This is a genomic window from Polaromonas sp., from assembly GCF_030689685.1.
Taxonomy (GTDB): Bacteria; Pseudomonadota; Gammaproteobacteria; order Burkholderiales; family Burkholderiaceae_C; genus Polaromonas.
The window spans coordinates 22,683-37,037 of record NZ_JAUYEY010000055.1 but is presented as its reverse complement, the minus strand read 5'-3'; the positions used below and the strand labels follow the sequence as shown (position 1 = coordinate 37,037).

The 14,355-nt window shown below is 63.3% G+C and carries 14 protein-coding genes; 12 read left to right on the top strand and 2 right to left on the bottom strand.

Annotation, left to right across the window (positions count from 1 at the left end):
• Positions 1-5 precede the first annotated feature (5 nt).
• The 12 genes from Q8O29_RS13695 (at position 6) to Q8O29_RS13640 (ending at position 12,139) form a co-directional block, all read left to right on the top strand.
• The gene (locus tag Q8O29_RS13695; protein WP_305563741.1) at positions 6-923 is read left to right on the top strand and encodes a branched-chain amino acid ABC transporter permease; all 918 of its coding nucleotides are present in this window, start codon (positions 6-8) and stop codon (positions 921-923) included.
• Positions 923-1,870 (top strand): branched-chain amino acid ABC transporter permease, encoded by a 948-nt coding sequence (locus Q8O29_RS13690; protein WP_305563678.1) that lies wholly within the window; start codon positions 923-925, stop codon positions 1,868-1,870. Before Q8O29_RS13695 ends, Q8O29_RS13690 begins: the two co-directional genes overlap by 1 nt.
• Positions 1,867-2,631 carry an ABC transporter ATP-binding protein gene (locus Q8O29_RS13685; RefSeq protein WP_305563676.1) on the top strand — a complete coding sequence of 255 codons (765 nt, stop codon included), beginning with the start codon at positions 1,867-1,869 and terminating at the stop codon, positions 2,629-2,631. The genes Q8O29_RS13690 and Q8O29_RS13685 overlap by 4 nt, the downstream gene beginning before the upstream one ends.
• 20 nt (positions 2,632-2,651) lie before the next feature.
• On the top strand, positions 2,652-3,353 hold the full coding sequence (locus Q8O29_RS13680; protein WP_305563739.1) for an ABC transporter ATP-binding protein: 702 nt from the start codon (positions 2,652-2,654) through the stop codon (positions 3,351-3,353).
• A gap of 61 nt (positions 3,354-3,414) precedes the next feature.
• On the top strand, positions 3,415-4,383 hold the full coding sequence (dctP, locus tag Q8O29_RS13675) for a TRAP transporter substrate-binding protein DctP (protein WP_305563674.1): 969 nt from the start codon (positions 3,415-3,417) through the stop codon (positions 4,381-4,383).
• A complete protein-coding gene (locus Q8O29_RS13670) occupies positions 4,380-4,910 on the top strand; it encodes a TRAP transporter small permease (RefSeq protein ID WP_305563672.1) in 531 nt (176 codons plus the stop codon). The genes dctP and Q8O29_RS13670 overlap by 4 nt, the downstream gene beginning before the upstream one ends.
• A complete protein-coding gene (locus Q8O29_RS13665; RefSeq protein ID WP_305563670.1) occupies positions 4,907-6,229 on the top strand; it encodes a TRAP transporter large permease subunit in 1,323 nt (440 codons plus the stop codon). Before Q8O29_RS13670 ends, Q8O29_RS13665 begins: the two co-directional genes overlap by 4 nt.
• 80 nt (positions 6,230-6,309) lie before the next feature.
• A complete protein-coding gene (locus Q8O29_RS13660) occupies positions 6,310-7,554 on the top strand; it encodes an MFS transporter (protein WP_305563668.1) in 1,245 nt (414 codons plus the stop codon).
• Positions 7,555-7,783: 229 nt separating this feature from the next.
• The gene (locus Q8O29_RS13655; RefSeq protein WP_305563666.1) at positions 7,784-8,032 is read left to right on the top strand and encodes a GlsB/YeaQ/YmgE family stress response membrane protein; all 249 of its coding nucleotides are present in this window, start codon (positions 7,784-7,786) and stop codon (positions 8,030-8,032) included.
• 137 nt (positions 8,033-8,169) lie between these two features.
• Positions 8,170-10,959, top strand: a complete 2,790-nt coding sequence (locus Q8O29_RS13650; protein ID WP_305563664.1) for a PAS domain S-box protein — start codon at positions 8,170-8,172, stop codon at positions 10,957-10,959.
• 243 nt (positions 10,960-11,202) lie between these two features.
• Positions 11,203-11,640 carry an Hsp20/alpha crystallin family protein gene (locus Q8O29_RS13645; protein WP_305563662.1) on the top strand — a complete coding sequence of 146 codons (438 nt, stop codon included), beginning with the start codon at positions 11,203-11,205 and terminating at the stop codon, positions 11,638-11,640.
• A 13-nt stretch (positions 11,641-11,653) separates the two neighbouring features.
• A complete protein-coding gene (locus tag Q8O29_RS13640; RefSeq protein WP_305563660.1) occupies positions 11,654-12,139 on the top strand; it encodes an Hsp20/alpha crystallin family protein in 486 nt (161 codons plus the stop codon).
• A 171-nt stretch (positions 12,140-12,310) separates the two neighbouring features.
• Here the strand turns inward: Q8O29_RS13640 and Q8O29_RS13635 are convergent, their stop codons facing one another.
• Together Q8O29_RS13635 and Q8O29_RS13630 are read right to left on the bottom strand one after the other, a co-directional pair.
• Complete coding sequence (locus tag Q8O29_RS13635; RefSeq protein ID WP_305563658.1) at positions 12,311-13,447, bottom strand: FAD-binding oxidoreductase; 1,137 nt, start codon at positions 13,445-13,447, stop codon at positions 12,311-12,313.
• A gap of 117 nt (positions 13,448-13,564) precedes the next feature.
• Positions 13,565-14,326, bottom strand: coding sequence for a class II aldolase/adducin family protein (locus tag Q8O29_RS13630; RefSeq protein WP_305563656.1), 762 nt, complete (start codon positions 14,324-14,326; stop codon positions 13,565-13,567).
• Positions 14,327-14,355 lie beyond the last annotated feature (29 nt).

Below are 14,355 nucleotides of genomic sequence, written 5' to 3'. Positions count from 1 at the left end.
ACCCAATGAGCGGCCTCTTTCTTATTGAGCAGGCCCTTAACGGCCTTCAACTCGGACTCATGCTGTTCCTGCTGGCGGCCGGTTTGACGTTGGTGTTTGGTGTCATGGACATGATCAACCTGGCGCATGGCTCGCTCTACATGATTGGCGCGTTTCTTGCCGCCTGGCTGGTCGGGTTGACCGGCTCGTTTTTGCTCGGTGTGCTGGGTGCGGTGGTCCTGACCGCACTGTTTGGCATGCTGCTGGAGGCGTCGCTGCTGCGCACCCTGTACGCCCGCGATCACCTCACGCAGGTACTCGCCACGTTCGCGCTGATCCTGATCATCAATGACGGTATCAAGATGATTTTTGGCAACGACCTGCTGCTGGCTGCACCACAGGCGTTAAGCGGGCCGGTCGAGTTGCTTCCCGGACTGCAGTATTCGGCTTGGCGCCTGCTGCTTATTGGCGCGGGGTTGGTCGTCGCGGGAGTGCTTTATCTGCTGGTGCAAAAAACGCGCGTCGGTGCCCTTGTGAGGGCCGGCGCCTCCAACCGTGACATGAGCGCAGCGATGGGCGTCAATGTTGCACGACTCTTCACGCTCGTCTTCGGTCTGGGCGCTGCCTTGTGCGCAGTGGCGGGCAGCCTGCTTGCGCCGCTGCTGGCGGTGCAGGTGGGCATGGGCGAGAACATCCTGATTCTGGCTTTTGTAGTTATCGTGATCGGAGGGATTGGCTCGATCCGCGGTGCACTTGTTGGCGCACTGCTGGTGGGCGTGGTCGACACGCTGGGCCGCACGTTGCTGCAACAGCTTCTTCGCGAAGCGTTGCCGCTACAGTGGGCCAGCGCGGCAGGGCCAGCGCTGGCTTCCATCTCGGTTTACCTGCTGATGGCTGTGATGCTGGTGTTTCGTCCGCAAGGCCTGTTTCCGGTGCGCAGTTGATGAGCCCCGCACAATTCGGCGCGGTCGCGGGGATTCTCGTCGCACTGGCATTGCCCTGGGTATTGCAGGCGGCGGGTATCGATTTTTACCTCAGCGTGGCCAGCCGCATCGTTGTCTACGCCATTGCCGCGACCAGCCTGAACCTGCTGATTGGCTACGGCGGAATGGTCTCCCTGGGCCATGCCGCTTTCTTTGGACTCGGGGCTTACAGCACGGGTATTTTGCTCAGCGAAGGCGTGCAGTCCGGCGCAATGCATCTGCTCGTCATCACAGCGGTGGTCGGCGTGGTCGCGCTGGTCATCGGCGCGATTTCATTGCGCACACGCGGTGTGTACTTCATCATGATCACGCTGGCATTTGCGCAAATGCTGTTTTACCTCGCCAACTCCATCAAGGGTTACGGTGGCGACGAGGGCCTTACGGTACGCGTCCGCTCACTGCTGCCTTTCGGATTTGACCTGCGCGATCAAACCACTTTTTATTACGTCGCACTGGCAGTGCTGGCGCTGACACTCATTTTTCTTCAGCGCTTTGTTCATTCGCGCTTCGGGCGCGCTGTGCAGGCGCTGCGCGACGACGAGGTGCGCGCCGAGGCGCTTGGCCTGCCGGTGTTTGCCTGCAAACTGGTACTCTTTGTTGTCGCCGGCATTGTCTGCGGGGTCGCCGGTGGCCTCAGCGTCAACCTCCAGGGTTATGTGAGCCCGAATCTGTTGCACTGGACGCAGTCTGCCACCCTGCTGGTAATGGTAATCCTCGGCGGCGTGGGCACCGTATGGGGTGGTGTGCTGGGCGCAGCCGCCCTGTTGCTGATGCAGGAAGTGCTGTCTGCCTACACACCGTACTTTGAGTTCTGGACCGGCTGGGTGCTGCTCGCCGTGGTGCTGTTTGCGCGCCATGGCCTGACCGGCATGCTGACCTCACTGGCGCAATGGAAGCTGCGCAAATGAGAGGCGCTCCACTACTGGACGTGCGCCAATTGAACAAGCGCTTCGGCGGCGTGGTGGCCACTGATCAGGTTAATTTGCAGGTCATTCACGGTGAAATCCATGCTTTGATCGGCCCTAACGGTGCCGGCAAAACGACCCTGGTGTCTCAACTGTCAGGCCAGTTGGCCAGCGACAGCGGGTCGGTGCATTTTGATGGATCAGACATCACGCAACTTGTCACGCATCAGCGCGCGCGGCGCGGCCTTTCCCGGTCATTTCAGATCACCCGTTTGTTCAAAAGCCTGCCGGTGGCGGACAACATGGCGTTGGCCCTGCAAGCTGCAGAGGGCCGCACCTTTTCAGCCTGGCGGCCAGTCCGCGCAGACAGGGCGCTGTTCGACCGTGCACACGCGCAGCTTGAGCGTCTGGGTTTGACAGCCAAACACAACTGGCGCATCGAGCAGCTGTCGCACGGCGAGCAGCGGGCACTTGAAGTCGGCATGGCGCTGGCCGGAAACCCGAAGCTGGTCTTGCTGGACGAGCCTTTGGCGGGCATGGGCCCGCAGGAGTCTGAGACCATGACCCGACTGATCGACAGCCTGCGCCGCGATTTTGCGGTGCTGCTGATCGAGCATGATGTGGAGGCGGTCTTCCGGCTGGCCGACACGGTATCCGTGCTGGTCAATGGCCGCATCATTGCCACCGGCAAACCTGCCGCTGTGCGCGCAGACCCTGCCGTCGCTGCCGCCTACCTTGGCAGCAACGAGGGAGCGCTGTCATGATTCAGCCCGGTCGTCCCGAGTTGCTCAAGGTGCAAGGGTTGTGCTCGGGTTATGGCTTGGGCCAGGTTCTCTATGACGTTGACTTGCACATCGGCCAGGGCGAAATCCTGGGCGTGCTCGGTCGAAACGGCATGGGCAAGACCACACTGGTGCGGTCCATCATGGGACTCGTCAAGCCCACCCGCGGACAAATCACTTTCGGCGACCTGGTCATATCTGGCATGGCACCGCATCGTATTGCGCAACAGGGCATCGCGCTGGTACCCGAGGGGCGGCAGGTGTTCGGCAACTTGAGCGTGCTCGAACACCTGACAACGTTTTACCGCGCTGGCGCTGATTCCGCGCAAAACTGGACGCCACAACGATTGCTGGAGCTGTTCCCGCGGCTGGCCGAACGCCGCGCGCACATGGGCAACCAGCTGTCTGGCGGCGAGCAGCAAATGCTGGCTATCGCCCGGGCACTGGTGACCAATCCCCGGCTTCTGATTCTGGATGAAGCGACCGAAGGCCTGGCGCCGCTGGTGCGCGAGGAGGTTTGGAATGTGCTCAGCACCTTGCGCAGCGCCGGCCACGCGATGCTGGTGATCGACAAGTACGTGCATCGCCTGATTGACATCGCCGACCGCCACGCCATTATTGAAAAGGGCCTCGTCGCCTGGAGTGGCAGCTCAGCGCAACTGGATGCCGACCGCAGCCTTTGGTCACGGCACCTGGGCCTTTAAGAGCGACGACGCACGCCCTACTGTTTGTTTTTCAACGCAAAGAAAGAAGGAGAAAGTCATCATGAATCCACGTATTTTCAGAATCGTCTCAACCTTGCTACTGGCAACCAGCATGACCACCACGGTCAGGGCGCAGGAAGTCACGCTGCGCCTGGTCAGCGCGTTTGCCGAAAACGGCATCTATGTGCAGCGCTTGCTACCGTGGATCACCAAGGTCAACGCCGAAGGCAAGGGCGTGTTGCAGATCAACTTTCTGGGTGGACCCAAAGCCATCCCGACGTTTGAAGTTGGCAATGCAGTGAAAACCGGGGTGGTGGACATGGCGCTGAGCACCGGCGCCTTCTACACCAACGTCATGCCCGAGGCTGACTTTTTGAAACTCACACAAATCCCGATTGCCGAACAGCGCAAGAACGGTGCGTTTGACGCGATCAACAAGGTCTGGAACGAAAAAGGCAACATGCAGTACCTGGCCCGCATGGTGGAGAACCAGCCGTTTCACATCTACACCAACAAAAAGGTGGACAAGCCCGACCTGAGCGGCCAGAAAATCCGCATCTCGCCGGTGTACCGCGATTTTTTTCAGGCACTCAATGCCAACGTCATCACCACACCACCGGGCGAGGTGTACACCGCGCTGGAGCGGGGTGTGGTCGATGGCTACGGCTGGCCGATTGGTGGCATTTTCGATCTGAACTGGCACGAAAAAACCAAGTTCCGTATTGACCCGGGCTTTTACGATGCCGAGGTCTCGCTGATCATGAACCTGCCTGCCTACAAAAAACTCACCGATGCGCAGCGCAACTACCTGCAAAAGCAGTTGCTCGCGCTGGAAGCAGAAAACACCTTCTGGGGCAAATACGCCACCACCGAAACCGCGCGCCAGCAGGCGGCCGGCATCCAGACCATCAGCTTTGACGCCGCCACCGCCAGCGCCTTCCGCGCCAAGGCCTACGACATCGGCTGGGCGGGTGCCATCAAACAAAGCCCCGAGATTGCACCCCGCTTCAAGGCCCTGTTCGCCAAGTGATTGACCAGCTCTCCAGCGCCTACGGCCGCTTTCTCTCCGGCCTGGCCCTGGTCGGTTGCGCCATCTTGCTGGCCATGATGCTCATCATTGTGGGCGACGTGGCCCTGCGCAACCTGGCCATTCCAGGTTTGCCGCAAGGTCTGGCGTGGAGCAATGAAATCTCGGAGTTGATGCTTTACCTGATCACCATGAGCGTCGCGCCCTGGCTGCTGCGGCAGGGCCAGCACATTCGCGTGGACATTGTGCTGCTGGCCCTTCCGCGCCGCCTCGCCTGGTACCTGGAATGGGTCGGCGACCTGACCGGCCTGGCCTGCTGCGTGGTCATTGCCTGGTTTGGCACGCAGGCCGCCTGGTCCAGCTACATGTCGGGCGCCGTCAACATCAAAACTCTGGTCACCCCCGAGTGGTGGTCGCTGGCGCCCCTGCCGCTGGTTTTTGTGCTTCTTGGAATTGAAATGATCTTTCGCATGGTTCGTCTGCAGGGCGCTGAACGCGGCCCGCGCAAAGACGCGGTGAGCACGGCATGAGTAGCTGGGGTTTTGCTGCGCTGCTGATGCTCGGCGGCTCCATGGTGCTGTTGTTCATCGGCATGCCGGTGGCGCTGACTTTCATCGCCATCAACATCGTCGGCGCCTGGCTCTACATGGGCGGGGAGCCGGGGCTGATGCAACTGGCACGCAGCAGCGTGAGCTCGGTCACGGCGTTTTCGCTGACGCCGATTCCGTTGTTTGTGCTGATGGGGGAGATCCTGTTTCACACCGGCCTGGCGCTCAAGGTGATCGAAGGCGTGGAGCGGCTGATCAAACATGTGCCGGGTCGCCTGGCCGTGGTGGCCGTGGTGGCGGGAACGGTGTTTTCGGCGATCTCGGGCTCGACGATTGCCACCACCGCCATGCTGGGCTCGCTGATGCTGCCCATCATGCTTTCGCGCGGTTACCACCCGACCATCGCGACTGGCCCCATCATGGCGATTGGCGCGGTGGACATGCTGATCCCGCCGTCGGCGCTGACGGTGCTGCTGGGGTCGCTGTCGGGCATCTCGATTTCCAAGCTGCTGATAGGCGGCGTGCTGCCGGGCGTGATCCTGTCGATTGCTTTTGTGCTGTGGATCATCATTCGCGTCAGCATCAGCCCGCACTTGGCGCCGCCCGACGCCGACGACGTGGTGCGGCACCGGGGCTGGGCGCGCTGGCATCCATTTTTTGCCTATGTGCTGCCCACGCTGTCGATTTTTGGCGTGGTGGTCGGCGCGCTGGCGGCCGGCTGGGCCACACCGACCGAATGCGCAGCCCTCGGCGCCTTTGCCACCATGCTGCTGGCCGCGTGTTACCGAGCCTTGACGTGGGACGCGGTACTCAAGGCGCTCAAGGGCACGGCCGGCATCTCGGGCATGATTTTATTCATCATCCTGGGCGCCACCACCTTTGCACAAATCCTGTCGTTCTCGGGCGCCAGCAACGGACTGGTGCAGTTCATCACCGGTCAGGGCTGGTCCACCGACATGATTGTGGTGGGCATGATGCTGATGCTGATCTTCCTCGGCATCTTTGTGGACCAGGTCAGCATGATGATGATCACGCTGCCGATCTTCATGCCCATCGTCCAGGCGTTGGGGATCGATCCAATCTGGTTCGGCGTGATGTTTCTGATCTGCATGCAACTGGGCCTGCTGCTGCCGCCACACGGCCTGCTGCTCATGACCATGCGCGGCGTGGCGCCGCCTTCGGTCACCATGGCCCACATCTTTATTGCGGTGGTGCCTTATGTGGTGATGAGCCTGATCCTGTTGACGGCCGTGTTTTTCATACCGCAAATCGCGACCTGGCTGCCCAAACTGATCGGTTAGGGCCCTGTCCTGTCCTGACTGGGCCTGGCCTGGCAAACACGCGTCATGCCCGGTCTGGTGCGTCGTGTACGCTCAGCAGCATGACCTCCGCTTCCGCGCCATCGCCGGCCCCGGCTTCCAGCCGCGCCACCTGGATCATGCTGCTGGCGCTGACCACGGCGTTTGCACTGAGCCAGGCTTTTCGCAGTGTGGCCGCCATCATGGCCACGCCGCTGCAGGCCGACTTTGGTCTGGATGCCAAAGCGCTGGGCCTGTTTGCCGGGTCTTTTCACTTTGCGTTTGGCGCCATGCAGCTCTTCATGGGCATTGGCATCGACCTGCACGGCGTGCGCCGCACCGTGCTGCTGGCTTTTCCGGTGGCGGTGGCCGGCGCAGCGCTGTCGGCGGCGTCCAGCAGTTTTGGCATGCTGCTGGCCGGCCAGGTGCTGATTGGCATCGGCTGCGCGCCCGCCTTTCTGGTCTGCACCGTGTTCATCGCGCGCAACATGCCGGCCGACCGCTTCGCCGCGATCTCCGGCATCACGCTGGGCCTGGGCGGCATCGGCATGCTGCTGACCGGCACGCCGCTGGCCTGGCTGATCGAGGCCTCGTCCTGGCGCATGGGCTTCTGGGCGCTGGGTGGTCTCGCGGGGCTGGCCTGGCTGCTGATCTGGGCGCTGGTGCATGAGCCAGTGCAGGCCGCGCACAACACGCACCCGAAAGAGTCGGTGCGCCAGGCGCTGGCCGGCTTCGGCGCGCTGTTCACCTTGCCGCACACGCTGGGCATCCTGCTGCTGGCCTGCGTCGGGTATGCCTCTTTCATCGCGCTGCGCGGCCTGTGGCTGGGGCCGCTGCTGATGGAGCGGCACGGTTTTTCGCTGGTGCAGAGCGGCAACGTGGCGCTGGTGATGTCGCTGGCCTCGCTGTTCGGACCGCCGCTGTTCGGGCGGTTTGACCCCGGCCCGAAACACCGGCGCCGCTGGATCACCGGCTTCACGCTGCTGCTGGCCGCGCTGTTTGCCGCGTTTGCGATGACGCACAACACCGTGGTCGACGTGGTCGGTCCGGTGGTGATCGGCCTGCTCTCGGGCTTCATGGTGCTGCAGTACGCCGACGTGCGCTCGGCCTATCCGGCGGCCATGACCGGTCGCGCCATGGCCGTCTTCACCATGGCGATCTTTCTCGGGGTGGCGGCCATGCAGTGGTTCACTGGCCTGGTCGCCTCGCTCGCGGCCAGCTACGGCGCCGAGCCCTACACCGCCGTGCTGGCGGCGATTGCGCTGCTGCTGGCGCTGGGTGCGCTGGCGTTTACCGCGCTGCCCGGCCCGCCCAAAACCCCCAACTGATCCAGGTTATGTTTAAATTGCTATGTTTTTCATAGCTGCTTGCGCCCGTCCCGCATGGGCTGGAGGCTGATTTCGCTCTCAAACGCCAGCCGGGCGGCATGGCTGTACCTCTGGTCCTACAGCAGGCGGGCAGACTTTCCGATAGGCGCTGTCGCGCGCCTTGCGTAGTCTCACGGTTTAGCTGACTGGGTCGGCTTTTCAACCCCCCAACTACTTCTGAAAGACCACCATGGGCATTCTCTGGACCATTCTCATCGGCTTTGTTGTCGGCATTGTTGCCAAGTTTTTGATGCCCGGCCGCGACCCGGCTGGCTTCATCATCACTGTCATCATCGGTATCGTCGGCTCGGTCATTGCCACCTACCTTGGCCGCTTCCTGGGCTTTTACCAGGTCGGTGAGTCGGCGGGCTTCATCGCCGCCGTGCTGGGCGCGATCATTCTGTTGTTCATCTACCGCGCTGTGACCGGCAAGCGCTAGGGATAACCCCGTCAAAAGCCCGCGCTCGCGCGCGGTCAAAGACGGGAAAATCCCAGATACTCGGCCATCGCACTGGCAAGCCGGTGGCCAGCGTCCCGCGAGTGTCGGCCCCTGGCCCGACAATTCACAGGACAAGCATGAAGCAGACGGAGCAGAACCCGCTGAAGGCGCAACGCCTGCAAGACCGCGTGCTGACACTGACCCGCTTGACTGACGACCTGCAGCAGCAGCTGTTGCGGCAAGCGGCCCAGCTCCAGGCCTATGAGTGGGCAGCGCAACAACAGCAAGCGCTGCAAGCCCAGCCCGCTGCCGGCGATGCGGCCAGCGAGCAACAGTTCACCAGCGCCTTCGAGAACGCGGCCATCGGCATGTCGGTGCTCGGCACCGACTCGCGCCGGCTGCGCGTCAACCGGGCGTTTTGCGAGATGTTCGGTTACTCGCAGGCCGAGTTGATGGCCACTGGCGCGCCCGAGGTCACCCACCCGGACGACATGGCCGAGGACATCCTGCAACGCAGCCGCGCGCTGGCCGGCGAGATTGAAACCTACCAGCGTGAAAAGCGCTACCTGCACAAGTCGGGCGGCCTGGTGTGGGCCGCATTGACCTGCTCGCTGGTGCGCGACGCGCAGGGCCGGCCGCTGCACTTCATCTCGCAGTTGCAGGACATCACCGAGCGCAAGCTCGCCGAGCAGCTTTCGCGCGCGAACGAGGAACGCTTTCGCGCGCTGGTCCAGTTGTCCACCGACTGGTTTTGGGAGCAGGATGAAAATTTCCGCTTTGTCCAGATCTCGGGTGAACTGGTTGACTTGGGCCCGCTCACCAGCAACAGCAGCATTGGCAAACTGCGCCGCGAGTTGCCCTATGTGAACATGGACGACAGCCAATGGGCAGCGCACGAGGCGCTGCTTGCAAGGCGCGAGCCGTTTCGTGATTTTGAAGTCACGCGGCTGGACTCCGAAGGCCAGGTGCGCCACCTGAGCATCAGCGGTGTGCCGATTTTTGACGCTGCGGGGCGTTTCACCGGTTACCGGGGCACGGGCCGCGACACGACCTCGATGCGCCGCTCCAGTGACCGGGTGCGCGCCAGCGAGCGCCAGTTACGCGAGATCACCGACGCCGTGCCGGCGCTGATCGCCTATGTGGATGCCGGGCAGCGCTGCCGCTTTCACAACCGCGCCTACCAGGAGGCCTTTGGCCTGCGCAGCGAAGACATTCTGGGCAAAAGCATGCGCGAGCTGATGGAGCCGGCGTTTTACGAGGCGCTGCGCCCCAGGGTCGAAGAAGTGCTGGCCGGCTACCCGGTGGTGTACGAGCGCAAGCAGCGTTCGGCCAACGGCAAGGTGCGGGACTATGTGGTCAATTATTTTCCGCGCTATGGCGACGGCTCGGACGAGGGCAAGGTCATCGGCTTTTATTCGCTGGCCACCGACATCACCGAGCTCAAGCGCATCGACCGCCTGAAAAGCGAGTTTGTCTCTACCGTGAGCCATGAATTGCGCACGCCGCTGACCTCCATCCGCGGCTCGCTGGGCCTGATCTCCGGCGGTATTGCCGGCCCGTTGCCCGACGCCGCGATGAAGCTGGTTGGCATTGCCAAAAACAATTGCGAACGCCTGATCCGGCTCATCAACGATATTCTGGACATCGAAAAAATTGAGTCCGGCAAGATGCGCCTGGACTTGCAGCCGATGGCGCTGATGCCGCTGCTGACGCAGGCGATTGCGGCCAACGAAGGTTACGGTCTGGCCAACCAGGTCAGCCTGGTCCTGCTTGGCGACGAGCCCGAGCTGCAGGTGAATGTCGAAGCCGACCGGCTCACGCAGGTGGTGACCAACCTGCTGTCCAATGCGCTGAAGTTTTCACCCCCCGGTGGCACGGTGGAGGTGCATGTGACGCGCGCCGGGCTGGGCGTGCGGGTCGAGGTGCGCGACCACGGCCCCGGTATTCCGGAGGAGTTTCGCACCCGTATCTTCCAGAAGTTCTCGCAGGCCGACTCGTCCGACTCCCGCCAGAAGGGCGGCACCGGGCTGGGCCTGAACATCTCGCACGCGCTGGTCGAACGCATGGGCGGCAGCATCGGTTTTGCATCCCGGCTCGGCGAAGGCACGACGTTTTTCTTTGAGTTGCCGCTGTGGCGCGGGCCGGCCGAGGCGGCGCCGCTGCCGCCCCGCTCGCGCATCCTGGTGTGCGAAGCCGACGTGGATGTGGCCAGGCTGATTGCCATCATGCTGGACAAGGCGGGGTTTGAATCGGTGCTGGCCCACAGCGCAGAGCAGGCATCGGCGCTGCTGACCACGGGCAACTACGACGCGGTGACGCTGGACCTGCGCCTGCCCGGCCAGACCGGCGGCGCCTTTCTCAACAGTCTGCGCCAAAACGAGGCCACACGCGCGCTGCCCGTCATTGTGATCTCCACGCTGGCCGGCGACGGGCAGCTTCAACTCGACCACAAACCCTCGGCGGTGTCGGACTGGCTGACCAAGCCGATTGACGAGGGGCAGCTTGTTTCGGCCATGCAGCGCGCGGTGGCCGCGCTGCACGGCCGCAAGCCGCGCATTTTGCATGTGGAAGACGATGTGGACATCCAGCACATCGCCGCCGCCATCGCGGCAGATTTTGCGAGCTTTGAATTTGCCAACAACCTGACCGAGGCTCGCGCGCTGCTGCAGGGCAAACCCTTTGACCTGGTGCTGCTGGACCTGGGGCTGGGCAGCGAGTCCGGCTGGGACCTGGTGGAACTGATCGACAGCCTGCAGCCCCGGCCGGCGCTGGTGGTGTTTTCTGCCAGTGAGGTGTTGCCCGACGCCGGCACCCGGCCTGACGCGGTGCTGGTCAAGGCCTCGACCTCCAATGCCGACCTGCTGCAGACGATTCAGCGCGTGCTCAAGATGCCAGGGGACCCGGCTGGGGGCGAGCGCGCCCGTTGATTCAATGCTCTTATTCTGATAGCCGCTTGCGCTTGCCCGTCAGGGGCCAGAGGCCGATTTGACCCTCAAACCGTGTTGGCCGCCACTTGGGCTTACCTGGCCGGCGCCTGACCGACCCGCCCAGGGCCGCAAACCGGGGCCCCGGCCCTCTTGAAATTTTTTTGACGATTCCTACATCCTGATCCGGAACGCCGGAAACGCATTTCCGGCGCTCCGTGTTCAACCTGAATGGAGGAAATCGCCATGTTTCGATCCCTGTTTCCGCACGAAGTGTTTGCTGAGATGGATCGCCTGCAACGCGAGGTTCAGCAGGCGCTTGATCTGTCTCCCAATATCCGCGGTTTTGGCCGCGGTGGCTTTCCCGCCCTGAATGTCGGCGGTACGCCACAAACTGTCGAGGTCTACGCCTTCGCGCCAGGTATCGACCCCAACTCGCTGGAGGTCGACCTGGAGCGCGGCATGCTCACCATCGCCGGCGAGCGCAAGTCCAGCCTGCCCGAGGCGGGCCAGCAGTCCACGCTGCACATCAACGAGCGTTTTGCCGGCTCCTTCCGGCGGGTGATCAACCTGCCTGAGGACGCCGACCCCGACGCCGTACAGGCCCGCGTGAAGGACGGGCTTGTGCACATCACCATCCAGCGGCGCGCGGCTGCCCAGCCACGCCGCATCACCGTTCACTGAATGGAGGAAGGCCATGAATACCCACACCAGCACCACCGCTACCGCCTCCCGCCAGGCTGGCAATGCCAGCGGCAGCGTTTCCCAGGGCAAGGAGCCGGCACCGGAGACCGGCCGTCCATGGGCCGACACGGCGCGCCAGCCAAAGCAGCAGGCGCAGCGCTACGCCCAGACCACGCTGACACCACCGGTCGATGTGGTCGAAGACAGCAACGGCATCACGCTGTATGCCGACCTGCCGGGCGTGCCCAAAGACAACCTCAAGCTGCAGGTTGAGGCCGACACCCTGACCATTGAGGCTGAAGCGGCGTTGAGCGTGCCCGAAGGCTTGCAGTCCAGCCATACCGAAGTGGGTCTGGCGCGGTTTCGCCGTGTGTTCACGCTCAGCAAGGAGCTCGACACCGAGAATGTCAGCGCCGAACTGACGCAGGGCGTGCTGACACTGCGCATTCCCAAGGCCGCCCACGCGCAGCCGCGCCGCATCAAAATCAGCGGGGGCTGAGCGAACGGGGCTGCCGCCGCGCCCGGCACGCCACAGCCACCCAGGCGGTGGCCTGCCGGGTCCGTTCCCGATGCTTCAAGTGCCTCAAGCGCTCCTGTTTTAATAGCTGCTTACGCCTGTTGTATAAGGGCCAGCGGTTGATTTGATGCATAGACCGCACGAAAACGCGCTTCAGCCGTGCTGGCGCAGACGCGCCGGCGAGAGCATGGCTTCGGTCAGGCCGAAGCCGGCAATGTATTCCGGCAGCGGCTGGCCACGCGCCAGCGCGGCGCAGGCCTCACCCATGGCGGCCGAAGTCTGAATGCCGTAACCACCCTGCGCCGCGACCCAGAAGAAACCTGGCGCCTCCGGATCAAAGCCGCCCACCAGGTCGCCGTCCGCCACAAACGAGCGCAGCCCGGCCCAGGTGCGTGTCGGGCGGCGAATGGTGAGCGTGGTCATCTCCTCGATGCGGTGAATCGCCATGGCGATGTCCAGCTCCTCGGGCTGGATGTCTTGCGGCGCCACCGGGTCGGCATTGGCCGGTGAGCCCAGCAGCATGCCAGCGTCGGGCTTGAAGTACCAACCCTCGTCGATGCCGGCCGTCAGCGGCCACGCCGCGCTGTTGATGCCGTCGGGTGGCGCGAAGATAAAGGCCGAGCGGCGGCGCGGCTCCAGGCCAATCGGCAACACGCCGGCCAGCGCCGCTACCACATCGGCCCACGCACCCGCCGCATTGATCACCACCGGTGCTTCGTAGGTTTGACCACCTGCCTGCACTTGCCACTGGTCGCCCTCGCGCATCAGCGCCGTCACCTCGGCATTGCAGATCACCTGACCGCCGGACCGCCGCAGCCCGCGCAGAAAACCCTGGTGGATCGCATCCACGTCCATGTCGGCCGCATCAGGCTCGAGCACCGCACCCAGCACCTTCTCGGGGCGCAGCACCGGCACCAGCGCGCAGGCCTCGGCACTGCCCAGCAAGCGCGCATGCGGCGTCACGCTGCGAAAGACGGCCCACTGTTCGGCCAGCAATGCGTCTTCGCCATGCGTGGCGACCATCATCGCGCCGCGCGGCGAGATCAAGGGGTGTTCGCTGAAGCCTTCAGGCGGGTTGTCAAAAAAAGCCCGGCTCGCCATGGTCAGCGCCCGCACCTGGGCCGTGCCATAACTTTCCATGAACAGTGCGGCTGAGCGCCCGGTGGAGTGGTAACCCGGCTGCGACTCGCGCTCGAGCACAATCACGCGCCCGTGCGGCGCCAGCCAGTAGCCGACCGACGCAGCGGCAATGCCGCCGCCAATGATGATGAAGTCGGCTTGTTCAGACATGGCAGTCCTTCATTGTTGGTTTATGGTGGACTCAAACGCTCTTGTTTTGATAGCTGTTGACGCTTGCTGGATATGGGCTGGAGGCCGATTTGATGCACAAACGCACCAGACTGCGGCTCAGTCCTTGTAGCTGGCGTCGATCCGGTCCAGCTTGCGCAGCAGCGCCGGCCAGATGAAAGCGCCGCCAATGCCGCCGGCGCGCACATAGGCGGCCGAGCTGTCGTTGGCGGTGTAGATCTCCGGGCCGAAATGAATCAGCTCACCGCCGCCCGCTTGCGCGCTGAGCTGGATCTGGCAGGTGCTTTCAAACCGGTACATGCTGGCAAAGGCGTCGGCAATCGTCTTGCCCACCACCAGCAGGCCATGGTTGCGCAGCATCAGGTGCGTGGCCATGCCCAGGTCTTTTTGCAGGCGCGGCTTCTCGTCGTCGCGGAAGGCCACGCCTTCGTAGTCGTGGTAACCCAGCGAAGCCAGGACAAAGGCCGACTGCTGCGAGATCGGCAGGATGCCGCCCTTCTGCGCACTGACCGCCACACCCGCCCGCGTGTGCGTGTGCATCACACACACCGTGTCATGCCGCGCTTCATGCACCGCGCTGTGGATCACAAAGCCGGCCGGGTTGACCGGCCAGGGCGAATCAATCACCTTGTTGCACTGCGCGTCAATCTTGACCAGCGATGAAGCCGTGATCTCGTCAAACATCAGGCCATAGGGATTGATCAGAAAGTGATGCTCAGGCCCCGGCACCCGCGCACTGATGTGCGTGAACACCAGGTCACTCCAGCCATACAGCGCCACCAGCCGGTAAGCCGCAGCCAGGTCCACACGCAGTTGCCATTCTTGGGCGCTGACGACTTCTTTGAGGGAGGCGATGTTCATGGGATGCTTTCAGAAGACGACAAGGCTTG